General features: G+C 69.8%; 15 protein-coding genes and 4 pseudogenes. 11 read left to right on the top strand and 8 right to left on the bottom strand.

The genetic code is table 11. The features are described 5' to 3' along the window. The first annotated feature begins 82 nt into the window (after window positions 1-82). The 3 genes and pseudogenes from ACFVT5_RS42730 to ACFVT5_RS42720 all read left to right on the top strand — a co-directional run. Window positions 83-412 carry a hypothetical protein gene (locus tag ACFVT5_RS42730; RefSeq protein WP_389899634.1) on the top strand — a complete coding sequence of 110 codons (330 nt, stop codon included), beginning with the start codon at window positions 83-85 and terminating at the stop codon, window positions 410-412. Between the two features lie 116 nt (window positions 413-528). Further along, entirely contained in the window at window positions 529-1,818 is a 1,290-nt protein-coding gene (locus ACFVT5_RS42725; protein ID WP_389899633.1) for an MFS transporter, read from the top strand. A 69-nt stretch (window positions 1,819-1,887) separates the two neighbouring features. Further along, a pseudogene (locus tag ACFVT5_RS42720) lies at window positions 1,888-2,094 on the top strand (transposase); the annotation flags it as partial. Here the strand turns inward: ACFVT5_RS42720 and ACFVT5_RS42715 are convergent. After that, on the bottom strand, window positions 2,091-2,435 hold the full coding sequence (locus tag ACFVT5_RS42715; protein WP_389899631.1) for a DUF2750 domain-containing protein: 345 nt from the start codon (window positions 2,433-2,435) through the stop codon (window positions 2,091-2,093). The pseudogene ACFVT5_RS42720 and the gene ACFVT5_RS42715 overlap by 4 nt on opposite strands. 758 nt (window positions 2,436-3,193) lie before the next feature. Here ACFVT5_RS42715 and ACFVT5_RS42710 point away from each other — a divergent pair. The 6 genes and pseudogenes from ACFVT5_RS42710 to ACFVT5_RS42685 all read left to right on the top strand — a co-directional run bounded on the left by ACFVT5_RS42710 (window position 3,194) and on the right by ACFVT5_RS42685 (window position 6,100). Continuing rightward, complete coding sequence (locus ACFVT5_RS42710) at window positions 3,194-3,355, top strand: hypothetical protein (protein WP_389899629.1); 162 nt, start codon at window positions 3,194-3,196, stop codon at window positions 3,353-3,355. 826 nt (window positions 3,356-4,181) lie between these two features. Beyond that, a complete protein-coding gene (locus ACFVT5_RS42705; protein WP_389899627.1) occupies window positions 4,182-4,598 on the top strand; it encodes a YciI family protein in 417 nt (138 codons plus the stop codon). Between the two features lie 139 nt (window positions 4,599-4,737). Then, window positions 4,738-4,984, top strand: a pseudogene (locus tag ACFVT5_RS42700) (sigma factor); the annotation flags it as partial. Between the two features lie 6 nt (window positions 4,985-4,990). Next, window positions 4,991-5,266 (top strand): helicase associated domain-containing protein, encoded by a 276-nt coding sequence (locus tag ACFVT5_RS42695; protein ID WP_389899625.1) that lies wholly within the window; start codon window positions 4,991-4,993, stop codon window positions 5,264-5,266. Continuing rightward, complete coding sequence (locus ACFVT5_RS42690) at window positions 5,266-5,718, top strand: hypothetical protein (RefSeq protein ID WP_389899624.1); 453 nt, start codon at window positions 5,266-5,268, stop codon at window positions 5,716-5,718. Before ACFVT5_RS42695 ends, ACFVT5_RS42690 begins: the two co-directional genes overlap by 1 nt. Next, window positions 5,708-6,100, top strand: coding sequence for a hypothetical protein (locus ACFVT5_RS42685; protein ID WP_389899623.1), 393 nt, complete (start codon window positions 5,708-5,710; stop codon window positions 6,098-6,100). Before ACFVT5_RS42690 ends, ACFVT5_RS42685 begins: the two co-directional genes overlap by 11 nt. Before the next feature lie 213 nt (window positions 6,101-6,313). Here ACFVT5_RS42685 and ACFVT5_RS42680 read toward each other — a convergent pair. The 5 genes and pseudogenes from ACFVT5_RS42680 to ACFVT5_RS42660 form a co-directional block, all read right to left on the bottom strand. Continuing rightward, window positions 6,314-6,505 (bottom strand): annotated as a pseudogene (locus tag ACFVT5_RS42680) (restriction endonuclease); the annotation flags it as partial. Window positions 6,506-6,574: 69 nt separating this feature from the next. After that, entirely contained in the window at window positions 6,575-6,757 is a 183-nt protein-coding gene (locus ACFVT5_RS42675; protein WP_389899622.1) for a hypothetical protein, read from the bottom strand. A gap of 685 nt (window positions 6,758-7,442) precedes the next feature. Beyond that, window positions 7,443-8,087 (bottom strand): annotated as a pseudogene (locus ACFVT5_RS42670) (hypothetical protein); the annotation flags it as partial. Between the two features lie 193 nt (window positions 8,088-8,280). Continuing rightward, window positions 8,281-9,039 (bottom strand): IS3 family transposase, encoded by a 759-nt coding sequence (locus ACFVT5_RS42665; RefSeq protein ID WP_389899668.1) that lies wholly within the window; start codon window positions 9,037-9,039, stop codon window positions 8,281-8,283. A 5-nt stretch (window positions 9,040-9,044) separates the two neighbouring features. Continuing rightward, the gene (locus tag ACFVT5_RS42660; RefSeq protein ID WP_389899621.1) at window positions 9,045-9,371 is read right to left on the bottom strand and encodes a transposase; all 327 of its coding nucleotides are present in this window, start codon (window positions 9,369-9,371) and stop codon (window positions 9,045-9,047) included. Between the two features lie 172 nt (window positions 9,372-9,543). Between ACFVT5_RS42660 and ACFVT5_RS42655 the strand changes: the two genes are divergently transcribed. After that, on the top strand, window positions 9,544-9,936 hold the full coding sequence (locus ACFVT5_RS42655; protein WP_389899620.1) for a hypothetical protein: 393 nt from the start codon (window positions 9,544-9,546) through the stop codon (window positions 9,934-9,936). Between the two features lie 352 nt (window positions 9,937-10,288). Next, on the top strand, window positions 10,289-12,631 hold the full coding sequence (locus ACFVT5_RS42650; protein ID WP_389899619.1) for an FUSC family protein: 2,343 nt from the start codon (window positions 10,289-10,291) through the stop codon (window positions 12,629-12,631). A gap of 332 nt (window positions 12,632-12,963) precedes the next feature. On the opposite strand, the gene ACFVT5_RS42645 is transcribed toward ACFVT5_RS42650, so the two are convergent. Continuing rightward, window positions 12,964-13,599, bottom strand: a complete 636-nt coding sequence (locus tag ACFVT5_RS42645; protein ID WP_389899618.1) for a DNA-binding protein — start codon at window positions 13,597-13,599, stop codon at window positions 12,964-12,966. Between the two features lie 93 nt (window positions 13,600-13,692). Further along, on the bottom strand, window positions 13,693-14,268 hold the full coding sequence (locus tag ACFVT5_RS42640) for an adenylate kinase (RefSeq protein ID WP_389899617.1): 576 nt from the start codon (window positions 14,266-14,268) through the stop codon (window positions 13,693-13,695). Window positions 14,269-14,596 lie beyond the last annotated feature (328 nt).

Below are 14,596 nucleotides of genomic sequence, written 5' to 3'. Positions count from 1 at the left end.
ATGCATCCGGCCTCTCCCTGATGACGCGAGGAGGCTCAAGGCCGCGAGGCGTTCCAGTGCCTGCTGGGCGGTCATCTCATCGGTGGCCACGTGGGTGGCCGTGTTGCGGACGACCATGTTGAGTCCGGGCGCGTTCCGCATCAGGTGCTGCCTGTGCCGCAAGAACATCCCGCTCACCGGGGACGTCATCGCCCTCAATGGCGAGTGGCAGCGCCGCTACCCGGACATGCTCGGCACCCTCGCCTGCGAGCGGTGCTTCATCGACTGCGGCTGGAACTTCTGCACCGTCACCCAGGGCGGCTTCGTCGCCGGACACATCGCCGCGCCCGAGGATCAGGCCGACGTCGACTCCTGGAGTGGTTTCGTAAGCGGGAGCGGGCAACGTTTATCGCTGGTTTTGGGCAGCACTTAACGATCAGAGCGCTCGGAAATATCGATGAGAGCCGACAACACTGGCGCATGTCTGCCGTCGTTGGGTGACCTGTTCCGCCATCGTCTGCCGGTGATCTTCGCTGATACGGTCCGATCATGCCGCGCCTGGTAGAAGTCCCTGGGTACGTACGTTTCCTGACCGCCTCGGCTGTGTCTGCGTTCGGTTCTCAGGTCACGGGGCTGGCGTTGCAGATCCTTACCGCCGTGGCGCTGAGTGCATCCGCCACGGAGGTCGGCATCGTCAACGCCGCCCGCTGGGTTCCGTATCTGCTCTTCGGGCTCATAGCCGGGGTCGTGGTGGACCGCTGGCGGCGCAAGCCGATGATGGTCGCCACGGATCTCGGAAGGGCAGTCCTGCTCGGTGCGATACCGGTGCTGTATGCGCTGGATCTGCTCAGCATCCCCGCGCTGTGCATGTTCGTCTTCGTGTTCGGGGTGCTGTCTTTGCTGTTCGAGGCGGCGAACCAGTCGTATGTGCCACAGCTGGTACCAAAAGAGCTGCTCAACGCGGGATACGCCCGTGTACAACAGGCCGACGCGGTGGCCGGCTCGACCGGCCCTCTGATCGCCGGGGCACTGATCAAAATCATGGGAGCGCCGCTTGCCGTGCTGGTGGACGCCCTCTCCTATGTGATGTCCGGCCTGCTCCTCGCCTCGGTGAAGGCACCCGACCCTGTCCCTGATCGAGGCGCACGGCGCAGCCTGGGCAGCGAGCTGCGCGAGGGCGTGGCCTGGGTCTACCGGCATCGCACGCTGTCGTCCATCGCCCTGACCTCGCACGCGATGCTCCTTTTCAACAGCATGGTGACCACGGTCTTCGTGGTCTTCGCCCTGCACGGCCTCAAGATCGGGGAATTCGGTCTGGGGGTCACCTACGCCTTCGCGAGTGTCGGCGTGATACTCGGCGGTGCGCTCTCCGGGCGCGTGGCCAGAAGACTGGACGTCGGCGCCACCCTGATCGTCTTCCGCCTGCTCGCCGCCGTCGGCTGGCTGCCCCTGGTCCTGGCCGAGCGTGGACCGTGGGCGCTCGCCTCCGTGTCGCTCGGCTTCTTCCTCGTGTCCCTGGCCATCGGCATCGAAAGCCCGGTGGAGATGAGCTATCGCCAGGCGGTGACACCCGACCGGCTGCGCGGGCGGATGAACGCGACGATCCGCTCGATGAACTGGGGAATGGTAGCGGTGGGGGCGCCACTCGGCGGAGTACTCGCCGACCTGGTCAGCTATCGCTTCGCCCTGTGGATCGGACTGTCCGGAGCAGTCGTCCAGGCACTCGTGCTGGCGTTTTCTCCCACCCGGAGGGCCCGTACTGCCGACGAACTCGATCCCTCGACAGCTGACCTGACACGGCACGGCGCAGAAGCCGCTGCCGGGGAGAGCAAGGACTGATCAGCTCACGGTGTCTTTTCGGGCCTGGGCGGCCCTGGTACTGGCGAGGCGGTAGGAGTCGCTGCCGGTCTCGCCCGCCGCGGCACCGAGCACGGATCCGGCCTCGGCAGGCAACGCTGGGTTGTGGAGCGCGCGTTCGCCCACCTGCGCTGGTTCCGCCGTCTGCGGATCCGCTGGGAGATCCGCGACGACATCCACGAAGCCTTCCTTACCCTCGGATGCGCCCTCATCTGCTGGCGGCGACTGCGCGCGCTGGCAAGCGATGCCGTGGGCTAGTCCGTCGCCGCCAGCCGGTTGAGAACTTCCACGGAGGTGAAGCTCCAGCCGACCAGGCGCGGCCCGCTCCAGTTGATGCCGATCACGAGTCCATCCCCGGCGGCATCGGGCAGTACGCGTTCGCACCAGGTGTCCAGGGGCATGGAATCAACGCGTAGCCCATGCCCCCAGATCTTCGCTGCCCTCCGGGCGCGGGCCGAGGTCGACCAGAACGGAAGACTTCGCGTTCCGTCCTCGGAGAGGTGAGTCGGGCTTCCGTCGTCATCCCGGACAAGCCAGACCACTCCGCTCTGGCGGACATCCCGGAAGAACGCTGCCGCCTGCGAACCGCTCTGACTCATGGCCAGCGAGCCTACCGCTCCCCACCACTCATTTCGTTAGGAGTTCTAACCAAGGCGTACAAGCAGCAGGAACGCCTTACGGAGACGTGAGATGCCACGCCCTACGCCGCACAATAGCCAAGTTGGCAAGCCAACAGAGCCGCATGCGGGGCGGCTTGGGCATGGGGACGCTGACACAGCCGGACCCAGCAGAGGCCGACGGCTTGCCGAACGCTTCTCCTCATGCCCTGTTCTTCAACGACCATCCAGCCAGCCCTTCATACCCTCGCCGTGTCGCGGCGCTCACGCGGTTCGCCTGCCTCGGAGCGCAGCGCGCGCTCGTGCGGCCCCCACGGCGTACGTCCCCCCGCCCACCGCCGCTGGACCCGGCGCAGAACGGTCCGCAGTCTCCACATCATCACCTGCCCGGCTCGCCCGGCAGACAGCAGGTGTCCAAGGGGCAGCAGAGGCAGACTGGTCCCGGCAGGGTTTACACAGGCCGTCCTCGAGGGCACGGTCGGTCAGGAAGAACCGGGCGCCGCAGCCACCGCATGCGCCACGCGGCGGATCCCCAGGCTCCTGGGGCGTAGGAACCCAAGCCGAGACCTGGTGTTGGACGACGTCGTCCACTTGGCACACAGCGCAGACGTCAGAAGGGCCAGGTGGGTTGCCGTGCCCGGGACACAGCTCCTGGGTCACGCGCTGCGCACGCTGCCGAACCGCGGCGCGGTTGGCGACGACCTCAGCGCACACGTCGCAGCGGTGGCCGGTCGACCAACTTGCCGGGCGACGACGTGGCTCTGCTGCTGCTGCGCGACGCCGTCGACGACGGCCGAGTCACCTTGCTCAACTACATGACAGGCCAGTCCACACACCTGAGCCAGAGCCGACGAGCGTTCCTGACCGCCGCACGCCGCACCCTGGAAGGAAGTCCCGGCTGATCAGAGACCCTGATGGGGAACGCCCGGAGCTCCCGTACACGACTGACCAGCGCCGCTCGATATGGACGCAACAATGATGCGTTTGATACAACGGCGGGCGTGGTCGCTGAGGCACCCGGTTCGGTGCGTCTTGCCCTGGCCCCGAACGTTGTCCTTCTGGACCCGGAGCCAGCGGTTTCTTCTGCCATGAAGGAGGGATGGGCTCGGCAGCAGTCCGCGCGGTTTCTCCAGGCTTCGACGATCCAGCCCCGGCTGCGTCTGATCCAACGGTTCGAGGATTTCACGGGGTTGTACCCGTGGCAGTGGACTCCCGCCGATGGCGAGGCGTTCATCAGCGGTACCGAAGCACAGCCGGGTCCGGCCCCCTCGACGTGTCTCGGCGTACACCGTCACCCAGGCCAGCGGGTATCGGTACGGCCCGAACGAGCGGAGCAACTATCCAAGATCGGCATGCGATGGACGTAGCCGTGTGGGGCCGGGCACCTGCTGGTGCCCGGCCCCACACGTTGAGTTCGAGGTGTGCGACGTCGTCCGGGTCCTCAGACCCCGAAGTGGCTGATGCCGTACACCACTTCACCGAAGTGCGCCCCGACGTCTTCTCCGCCGCTGTGCTTCCCTGGGGAAACGAGGGGATCCTCGTGGAGAACTCCGGGCACGAGCGGCCCCGCGCGCCAGGACAAGACGCGAACTCGTGCGGCCTGTCACTTCAGAAGAAGATTTTTCGACCGGGCCCCGGCGAGGTGTCGAGAACCCGCGGCCGGCTCCGACGTCCCCTGTGAGAGTTGCCCACGAGGGGCGACTGCAAGAGACACCGAGGAGTCACGTCATGAAGTATCTGGTGATGGTCCAGGGTTCGCAGGCCGACTACGACGCCATGAACGGCAAGGCGTCCGAGCACAGCGCGGCCTGGAGCGAGAAGGATCTGCAGGCCATGTTCGCCTTCATGGGACAGATCAACGACGACCTCGCCGAGTCCGGCGAGCTGGTGGACGCCAACGGCCTCGGCGCGCCGTCCCAGACCCGGCTCGTCGGCGCGGACAGGGACGGGAAGCCGGTGATCACGGACGGGCCGTACGGCGAGACGAAGGAGCTGCTGGCCGGCTACTGGGTGCTCGACTGCGCGAGCCTGGAACGGGTCACGGAGATCGCGGCGCGGGTGGCGACCTGCCCGCAGCCCGAAGGCGTTCCTGCCTACCCGGTGGTCATCCGGCCCATCCCGGACGGTCCGGGGTTCGAGGCCTGACCCCCGGTCCGCCGTGCGCGCGCCGTCACCACAGGGTGCAATGCCCCGTGTGGAGGGCACGACGAACAACGGCACGGGCGACCCGGGCGGTACGGCCGGCCAAGGCGGCGGTACGGGCACGCCGGGCCGTACCGGCGGCATCAGCCGCGCAAGCAGCACGAACAGGGGGAGCGACCGGAACACCGCCACGACCGAGGACCTGCTGCGCGAGCACGCGCCGCAGGTCCTCGGCGCCCTCGTACGCCGCTACGGACACTTCGACCTGGCCGAGGACGCCGTCCAGGAGGCCCTCATCGCCGCGGCCCGGCAGTGGCCGGAGACCGGTCCCCCCGACAACCCGCGCGGCTGGCTCATCAGGACCGCGTCCCGGCGCCTGGTGGACCATCGGCGTCGTGCCGATGGCGGCAGAACTCGAAGCACCGGCGAAACAGCCCACGACGCCCGTGAGCGCCTTCGAGAAGGGCGTGGCGGCCCTGCAGTACAAGGCCCGCACCGAGTCTGTGACGGTTCCCAGGGCCCACGTAGAGGCATTGCCGGACGTGTCGGAGGTCAAGCTCGGGGTGTTCCTGAGCAACAACCGCAGCCGCAGGGGCAAGCTGACCGCCGACAAGCTCCAGGCGCTCGCCGCGCTCGGGCTGGAGTGGGCGGCGACGGAAGGGGCGGCGTGATGACAACGGGCGATCAGGAAGCGGGCCAGCAGGTGGTCAGCGCCGATCCGCGTCAGCGGATGGGCGACTACCAGACGATGGCGGTCAACGCCCGGATGAAGGTCCTCGCGGCCCTCGCGGCCGTCGGGTTGGAGCCGGATGAGGCCGACGAACTCGTCTGCGCGATGGAGGCCGGCGCGGTTGCCGGGGCGCACTGCTGGGTGGAGGAACTGCCCGGCTGCGCCCCGGACGCCCGCGGCACCGCGTACGGCAACGGCTGGGACGGCGCTGTGGACCGGGCGTTGGACGTGCTGGTCTCCACCGCCGAGAGCGCGTACCGGCAGCGTGAGCGCGCCCACGTCACCCGGTCGCAGCTGATCGGCGGGGAGATCCTCCGCAACCGGATCGCGACCGCGGAGCGGGCTGCCGAGGTCGGCCCCGCCGGTGGAGAGGAGAGCGACCGTGAGCGGTGACCAGGTGGAGGAGCAGCGCGTGCAGGAGGCCGTACGGCGGCACGTGCGCGCCCGTGCCTTCGCGGAGGCGGAGGACGTCATCTCGTATCTGCTGTCCGACCCTGGGGTGCAGGAGGCGCGGGCACAGGTCGAGGCGGCGGAGACGGAGCTCGGTGTGGAGCTGTGCGCCCGTCTCCAGCCGTTCCAGGACCGGTTCGACCAGGCTGTGCGCGACGGCGACGCGGACCGGCTGACCGCGATCTGTCCGGGCAAGCACGGCCGCTGGGGGCGGATCTGCGTTCTTCCCGACGGTCACGAGACCTCGATGGAGGAACCGCACTGGGGCCGCAACCGCGAAGGCCGGCCGATCGCGTGGGTGGGCAGCGCGCCCAACGACTGGTGATCGTGCCGCCGCCCCAAGCTGGAGCGGGCGGTGTGGCGTTGGCAGGCAGGACCCCGGGCACGCTGCGGCCCGGGGTCTTTCGCTGACCCGGGTCAGCGGCACCGTGCCCAGGGCCTACACGCACTGAAGTGCGATGCCGGGGTCCTGGAGGCGGTGGCGTCGCACTGGTGTGCGTGTAGACCCTGAGACCTTGGGCCCGGTCCCCCGGCCGAACTACGGAACAGCCGGAGCGGGTTCGGTGAGGCGGTCCAGCCGCGTGTAGAGGGCCCGTACGAGGCGGGCACGGTTCTGGACACACTGGGCGGTGCCCTTGAGCGGTACGGACAGGCGCCTGTCGGCTTCGCGAACGATGACTTCGGCGAGGGCGCCGCGGCCGTCGCTCTTGGGCAGGGCAGCGGCGTGGCGGGAGATGTTGCCGCCGGGTTCGGGGGCCGGCCCGGCGCTCGGGGTGCTCGGCCCCGTCGCAGCGCCGGTTCACCCGGCGGCGGTGCCGACCACGGCAGTGACGGCGGCGACGAGCACCGCCGCCCCGGTCAGGGCGACCATGAGCGGCTGGGTAAGCACCGGGCGGCGGTAGACGGCGTAGGCGAGTGCGCTGACGAACATCAAGCCGACCAGGAACAGCAGCAGGACGACCAGCAGGGCGAGCGTGGACACGGGTTTACTCCTCGGGATCGGACATGCCCCGGGCGGGCATGCGGAGTTGTTCGGCGGTGGAGGGTGTTGCCTCTCCGGCCCTTGCGTCGCGGACGGGGCGGCCCGGACAGGGCGGCTCAGGGTGCTTGGCGCAGGGGTTAGCCCCGCAACCCCGCTCTGACCAGGCCGTTTACAGGCGATGTGTTCCTGGACACAGGGCAGTCGGCAGGGTGGGGTGCCGGGTACTGCGGCGTGATCGACTCTTGCCCGTCCGGCGTCCGCATTCAATATCTCGGCCCGCGAACTTCAGGGCTTTGACCTGCGAAAACACCGGCAGTCGGGTATTGAATACGCGCCGCCTGTCCGGTATGGCGACCCAGCGGTCGGTGTTCCAGCGGGAGTCAAGGGAGTCGAATGCCTCGCGGCCGGGGGGGGAGTTCACCGCCTCGCGCGCACGACACGCGCGCGCCTTGGCAGCGCGCCGCAGCCGCGTGCTCCGGGCGGTGAAGAAGAACCTCCCCGAGCCTGGCGGTACGGCCGGTAAGCCGCGCAACTCAGGCGCAACTCACAGGCAGCGCCGGTCACTCCCCGCCCATCCACCCCAACCGGAAGCGCTGTACGGCGTTCTGACGGCCGAACAGGCGAAGCCCCGCCCCGGGAAATGACCCATGCGGGGTGAAAACGCGGGAGAGGGTCGTACAGGGGGTCAGAACGCCTCTGCCTGCTCCAGGTCAGGCTCCCCGGCGGGTGCGGGGATCTCGTACCCGAGCGCGGCGGCCTGCTCGTCGGTGAGTGTGAGGGCCGGGATCGGGGCGTTGCCCCGGTACGGGATGGCCTGCCAGGGCCAGGTCACTCCCTCGCAGAACTGTTCGGGCCAGTCCCGCTCGGAGCGGGAGCCGCGCCAGGGCACCCAGTCCATCAGCCGCAGCGCCTCAGCGCCGGGCTCCCTCGCCGGGGACAGGCCGAACCCGAACTCCGGCCACCGCAGCCACAGCGACGACCCGATGGGGCGCAGGTCCCGGCGCTTGACGCCGGGTGCGGCGTGCGGGGAGTGGGCCTCGATCAGCATCGCCGCGCCCCCGGAGGCGGTGCGCAGCATCTCCAGCGCGGACATCAGGCCGCGGGCGGTGTCTTCCTCGTTGGGGTTGCCCAGCGCGAGTTTGTAGAGCGGGCCGATGGTGATCAGGTCGGGCCTGACGCGTTCCACCCGCCGCGCCAGCCACGACCGGTCGGCGGGGTTGGTCAGGTCCAGGCCCCGCTCCGGGATCTCGACGGTGACCCGGCCGGCCGGGATCGGCCCGCCCTCCTCGGCCGCCGCGGCGGCCATCCTGCGCAGCCACGGCCGCGCCTGGTCCGTCCGGCCGCTAGCGTGGGCTCACGCTGTCGCCGGCCGGACGGACAGGACTGTCACGGGGACGCTTTGACGAGTTGGCTCCAGGCTCCTATCAGGTCACGTCCGTCCGGCGGCAGCGCTTGCTGCGTGCCCGGCCGGACGGCCGACAGATCAACGCCAGGACACCCGTGGGGTCGGTCGTAAGCAAGAGTCAGACCGTCACGGCCGGGACTACCCGATCCTTGCGGGATCCGGTACGAAGAGACTGACAGTCGTAGGCGTCGCCGACCGAGCCGATCGATGCCGCGATCCCTGCTCGGTCCAGATGCTCGGCCAGCGCGAAAGATGTGTACTGCGACCCCGCGTCCGAGTGATGTATCAACTCGCCCTGTGCGTGGGTGAATCCGTCCCGGTCGCGCTGCCACAGCGCCATCTCCAAGGCGTCCAGGACGAGCCTGGTCTCCTTGGTGGTGGCGGCGGACCAGCCGACGATGCGGCGGGAGAAGGTGTCCACGACGAAGGCGACGTAGACGACCCCGTTCCAGGTGGCGACGTGCGTGAAGTCGGCGACCCAGCAGCGGTTGGGGGCACGGGCGACGAAGTCGCGGTCGAGGAGGTCCGGGGCCCGCTCGGCGGCCGGATCGGTGATCGTCGTGATCACCTTCCTGCCGCGGACGGCGCCGGCGATGCCGAGCTCGCGCATGAGGCGTTCGACGGTGCAGCGGGCCACGGCGTGTTCCTGCCGGTTCAGCTCGCGCCAGATCTTCCGTGCCCCGTAGACACGGTAGTTGGACGTGTAGACCTCCTGGATCCGTGCTTTGAGTTCCTCATCGCGCACGGAACGGGCGGAGGGGGAGGCGAGGCGTTTCTTGTGGGCGTAGTACGTGGAAGGGGCGATCTTGCAGTCGTGTCCGGTGAGGGTTCTGCAGATCGGCTCGACGCCGCCGAAGCGGTCCCGGTGTTCGTCGATGAACGCTACGAGCGTGTGTGTGGCCGGTCGAGCCCGGCCGCGAAGAAACTCGCCGCGGCCTTCAGGATCTCGTTGGCCCGCTTCAATTCGGCGTTCTCCTTCTTCAACGCCTTCAGCTGGGCAGACTCCTCTGTCGTCGTCCCCGGTCGCGTCCCCGCGTCGGTCTCGTGCTGCTTCACCCAGTTCCGCAGCGTCTCGCGGGACCCGATACCGAGCTTCTCGGTCACCGCCTGCAAAGCGGCCGTCTCGTTCGGGTGGTCGTCGCGCACCTCGGCGACCATGCGCACCGCACGGCGCCGCAGCTCAAGGGGGTAACGGGAAGGTCGTGCCATGACCCGATCCTTTCATGAAATCGAGTCTCCATTCGAACCGGGGCGGTTCACACTTCCTTGGGCCTCACGGTAGGGACGAGTTGTGGCCCCGCTGATGTACCGAGTTGATCTGGCCCCGCCGGTATGACTGGGGACTGCCAACCGCTACGGTCGGTAAAGGGAGGGGATCCGCATGAGCCGTGTGTTGCGTCTGTTGGAAGGAGCGTGCGCGGTCGTCGCGGTGCTCTACGCAACGCTCCTGGTGCTGTTCGCCGACTACGACGCCCTGCGGATCACTTACAGGAACGGCGACCTCGACTCGACGATCACGATCTTCGCCGTGGCGTGCTTCGGCTGGCTGGGGATGCGGCTGGCGCGCTCCCCGCGGCGCCTCTCAGCCGGGCTGCTCGTCGGTGGTGCGTGCGCTGTTGGGGTCATGGCCGTGTTGTGGTGGACGGCTCGCCCCACCGTGGAGGAGCACCACGTCACGCCCACTCCGAGCACTGGGCGCTACTTGGACTCGCAACCGCCCGAGAACACTCCGGGCTCGGCGCCCCCTCCAGCACCGCCGACAGCCGGGCCGTAGCCAGCGTGGCTTGGGGGCCTGGCTGACTCTTCTGTGGCCGAGGGCGTGTCGTGCGAGAGAGCTGGCAACTCAGTCTCTGTGGGGCCACACGAACCTGGAACATGGGGCGCACGAGGCGTCCCGCACGCCCCTTACGGCCCTGTAGTGGGGCCAATGGAACTCGGAATCGTGGTCCCAAAAGAAGTGCGTAGAGACAGCCAGACGTACTACGCGTCGGCGGACGCGGTCGGGGCACGGCGCAAGCCACGGCGCCGCCCGCGATCCACACCGTGATGGCGAACAGGATGAGCAGAACGCTCGCCACCGAGTCGTGGCGTCACCCGGCACGAGTTCCGTGGGTAGGGTTGACTGAGTGCCGCAGGAATGGTGGAAACCGACCTGGTCAGTACCAGCCGCGATGCGCGCCGTGCGGGCGGCCATCGTTGTCCCGTCGCTGTTCGCGATCGCCTACAAGGTGATCGGCAGCCCGCAGACCGCGCTGTACGCCACCTTCGGCGGGATCGCCACGCTGGTCATCGCCGGATTCGGCGGTACCAGGGCCAACAAGCTGTCCGCGCACACGCAGCTCGCCGTCGTCGGCAGCCTCGCGCTGATCATCGGCACGCTGGTCAGCGGGACAACCTGGCTCGCCGCCCTGGTCACGGTCCCCGTCACGTTCGCGATCTTCTTCGGCGGGATCGTCGGCCCGAACGCGGCGACCGGCGCCATCGCGGCCATGTTCGCCTACGTGCTGCCGGTTGTCTCCGCGGGCGGCGCCGCCACGATTCCGAGCCGGCTTGAGGGCTGGTGGATGGCGTCCGTCGCCGGAACCATCGCGGTGCTGCTGCTCTCGCCGCCCGCGCCGGGGGACCGGCTGCGCGCCGTCACCGCCGAACTGGCGGGCGAGCTGGCCGGCCGGCTGCGCGGCGTCGCCGACGGCCGGACGACGACGCCCGCGGCAATGCGCGCGGCCAAGGAGCGACTGCGCGCCGCGTTCGACGCCGCGCCGTATCGCCCGACCATGCTTGGCACCGCCGACCAAGCGCTGGGCAGCCTCGTGCAGCTGCTGGAGTGGGGCGCGTCGCAGGTTGGCGACGCGTTCGACGGGCACATCGACCTGGGCCGTTCCTGCCCGCATGACCGCGCGCTGCTGCGCGCCGCCGCAGGCATGTTCGCCGATACGCAGGCGCTGCTCGCCGGCCAGGCGGCCAACCCCGATTTCGCCGCTTTGGAGAAGGCGCGGACGCTGTCGGCGGAGCGTCTGCGTGACCTGTCCGGCCGCGCCGGCGAGCCGGACGCACGGGTCGCGGCGGCGCAGGCGGTACACGCGCAGTCGATCGCGGTCGTCGCCCGCGGCGCCGCCGCGGACGCGCTGATCGTCAGCCACCGTGCCTCCGCCGAGGCGGTCGAGGCGGAGCACCGTGACTGGTACGGCTTCTCCACCGACGCTGCCACCGCCGCGGCGGCCCCGGCCGCCATCGTGCCTCCAAACGCCACGCCTGCCGCCGCCGCGCCGGCCGCATCGGCCAACTCACCCCGGATGCAGGGCCTGATCGGTGCGGTCACACTGGTGCGGCGGCACGCGTCCGTCCGCTCGGTCTGGTTCCTCAACTCGCTGCGCGCGGCGGTGGCGCTCGCCGCTGCCGTCGCCGTCGCGGACGCGTCCGGGGTGCAGCACGCGTTCTGGGTGGTGCTCGGCACGCTGTCGGTGCTGCGCACCAGCGCTGCGGCGACCGGATCGACGGCGTTGCGCGCGCTGGGCGGCACCGTCGTCGGCTTCGTGGTGGGGGCGGCGCTGCTCATCGGGGTCGGGACCCATCCCGGCGCGCTGTGGGCGGTATTCCCGGTGGCGGTGCTCGTCGCCGCGTACGCGCTGGGAACCACGCCGTTCCTGGTCGGGCAGGCCGCCTTCACGGTGACGGTCGTGGTGGTGTTCAACCTGCTCGCCCCGGTCGGCTGGACGATCGGGCTGCTGCGGATCGAGGACGTGGCGATCGGCTGCGGTGTCAGCCTGGCGGTCGGCGTGCTGCTGTGGCCACGCGGCGTGTCGTCGGTGGTCGGCGACGATCTCGCCGACGCCTTCCGCTCCGGCGCGGCGTTCCTGACCCAGGCGGTGGACTGGGCGCTCAGCGAGCTGATGGTGCCGCCGGCCGCCTCGATCGCCGCGGTGAGCGCGGGCATCAGGCTCGACGACGCGATGCGCTCCTTCCTCACCGAGCAGGGAAGTAAGAAGCTGGGCAAGGAAGACCTGTGGACGCTGGTCGACGCCGCGACCCGGCTGCGGCTGACCGCGCATACCCTGGCCGCGCTGCGGCCGGCCACGCCGGCCGCGTCGGTCGCGTCGGTCGACCCCGGGAGTTCCTGCCTGCCCCTGGCGGGGTCGGACGGGTACGCGGGCGCGCCGGCCTGCACCAGGCTCCGGACCGAGGCGGCGGACCTGGCCGGGTTCTACGGAACGATCGCCCAGGAGGTGAGCCGGCCATCACCCGGACGGACGACGGTTTCGCCGCCGCTGTTGATGGCGCCAGCCATGCCAAGGCAGGCGTCAACGGCCGACGCGAACGCACCAGTCGAAGCGTCGCCGGAACCTGAACTGCCGCACCCGCACCTGCTCTGGGTGCAAGAGCACCTGCATCACCTGAGCAAAGACGCCCAGTCGGTGAGCAAGCCCGCGCAGCACATGGCGGAGGTCCGCCGCCGCCCCTGGTGGCGGTAGCACAAGGTCGGTCGACGGCAACCCCCGGCCGCGGAGAGGGTCAGGCGGTGCAAGCTCGGCGCGGACACGGACAGCGCGGACGCCGACTGCGCCCCCGGCACCGAACCGCTCCTGCTCACGATCTTCTCTCGCACCGACGCCGAGGCACTGCATGAACCAGCAGCACCCATGCGAGCGCACCCGCATCCGCGAAGCCATGGACCGGCTCCTGACCGGACAGGCCACGCGCCTGCGGGATCCCGCACCCGTCATCGGGACTGGTGAGGTCGTTCAGCGGCTGGCGCTGAGAAGGATCTTGGTCCTGGCTTTTCGCAAACGACCCGACGCCGTGGTCAGTCGGTCGCGGGGCGGCGGCGGACGGCCGGGGCCGGTCCGGTGGCCTGGCCTGCCTGGGCGAGGAGTCGTTCCCAGGTGCGTGTGGACCCGCCGTGCTGGTGGGCGAGGGCTGCTGCGAGGTGATGGCGGGGGGCGTCTTCGGCGGTGCTGAGGGCTTCGGCGGCGGTGTGCAGGCGGGGATCGCCCTCGTAGGGGTGCGCTTTGCGGGGCCCTTTCGCCGTGCCTGGGGGTCGGCCGCCTCCCTTTCCCTGCCCGGGCGGGTTGTTCCGGCGCTCGTCGATGTTGCGGCGGGGCCAGACGCGGACGCTGTAGACGGTCGTGCCGCGCGGGAGGTAGCCCTGGGTGGCGTAGGCGCGGACGGTGCTGGCCGCGACGCCGAGCAGGGTGGCTGTCTCTTCGTCGTTGAGGAGGTCGTCGGGGTGTTCTCCGGCGGGCAGTGCGGGGATGGGCAGGCCGTTGAGGTGGGCGTGGGCCTGGGCGAGGTCGTAGATCAGGATGCGACTGTGGGGGAAGAGGCTTGCCACGCGCTGGCGGAGAGCGGGGGCATCGCGCCGGCGCCAGGTGGCGATGGGAACGCCGGCCTGCCGGGCGAGGTCGGATTCGTTGATCACGGGGCGGCTGCGGGGGATCACGTGAGGCTTCCTTGGCGGCTGTCGGTCGCGGTCGCGGGCCTTGTACGCTGGCGGTGCTTCCTTGTGCCGGCGTTTCGCCGGCATGGATGTTGGTCAGGGGCCGGTGGTGTGCCGGGCCGCTTCTTGCAAGCGGCTCTCCATCGGCCCTTTCGCCGTCTCCCTCTTCCAGCGTTGGACGTCGCGCGGGCTGCGGAGCCTGACGACCTGGACGCCCAGGTCGGCCGTCTCGGATACCTGCCGGGCATAGCGGGGCCGGTTTGTCCGATACTTGCGGATGGCGGTACGCAGGAGCGACCGGCGGCTGAAGAATGCCGTGCTCCAGGTCAGCCGCCGGGCTTGCGCACTGTCGTCGCGGCCTGCGAGCTGGCGCAGACTGCGGCGGACGATGCGGTACACGATCAGGGGCAGCGGGAAGTCGAGCCACACGAGTACGTCGGCCCGGTGCCAGACCACGTCGGAGAGCTTGGAGAAGTTCCCCTCGACGATCCACTCGTCTCGCCGGGTGATCTCGCCTGCCTGGCGGCGGAACTCGTCCAGGGGCAGCGCGCCGTCCGGGGTGAACAGGATGTCGTCGAGGTCGGTGTGGGGGTGGCCGAGCTGTACCGAGAGCCATCTGGCCAGGGTGGTCTTTCCTGTGGCGGGCGGTCCGAAGAGCGCGATCTTTCGCATGGGTGCCCCACCTTCACAGGAAATTGACACCATAAACTTTACAGCTCTATAAATCATTTCTCAAATCGAGGGAACCGGTCGGGACCTGTTGTCCGGCCGCCGGAGGCGGCTCTCTTTGTTCAGGGCCGCCGAAGGCGGCTCTCTTTGTTCAGGGCCGCCGAAGGCGGCTCCTTGGCCCCGCAGGGGCGGGCCCGCGCCCGGAGGGCGCTTCAAGGGGCCCGGCGCGAAGCGCCTGCCCGCAGGGCAGAGAAAGCCGCCCGTGGCCGAAGGCCACTTTGGGGGCGGCGTTTCCTCTGGTCCGCCCCGCGCCCGAAGGGCGCTTCAGGGG

The sequence above is a fragment of the Streptomyces sp. NPDC058001 genome, from assembly GCF_042886315.1.
Lineage (GTDB): Bacteria > Actinomycetota > Actinomycetes > Streptomycetales > Streptomycetaceae > Streptomyces.
The sequence above is the reverse complement of the archived record's forward strand: the minus strand, read 5'-3'. Positions and strand labels throughout refer to the sequence as shown.

Excerpts from the sequence above, each read along its gene's own strand:
- ACFVT5_RS42725 (WP_389899633.1), top strand. The coding sequence starts at position 529 with ATGCCGCGCCTGGTAGAAGTCCCTGGGTACGTACGTTTCCTGACCGCC.
- ACFVT5_RS42715 (WP_389899631.1), bottom strand. The coding sequence starts at position 2,435 with ATGAGTCAGAGCGGTTCGCAGGCGGCAGCGTTCTTCCGGGATGTCCGC.
- ACFVT5_RS42705 (WP_389899627.1), top strand. The coding sequence starts at position 4,182 with ATGAAGTATCTGGTGATGGTCCAGGGTTCGCAGGCCGACTACGACGCC.
- ACFVT5_RS42690 (WP_389899624.1), top strand. The coding sequence starts at position 5,266 with ATGACAACGGGCGATCAGGAAGCGGGCCAGCAGGTGGTCAGCGCCGAT.
- ACFVT5_RS42660 (WP_389899621.1), bottom strand. The coding sequence starts at position 9,371 with ATGGCACGACCTTCCCGTTACCCCCTTGAGCTGCGGCGCCGTGCGGTG.
- ACFVT5_RS42655 (WP_389899620.1), top strand. The coding sequence starts at position 9,544 with ATGAGCCGTGTGTTGCGTCTGTTGGAAGGAGCGTGCGCGGTCGTCGCG.
- ACFVT5_RS42640 (WP_389899617.1), bottom strand. The coding sequence starts at position 14,268 with ATGCGAAAGATCGCGCTCTTCGGACCGCCCGCCACAGGAAAGACCACC.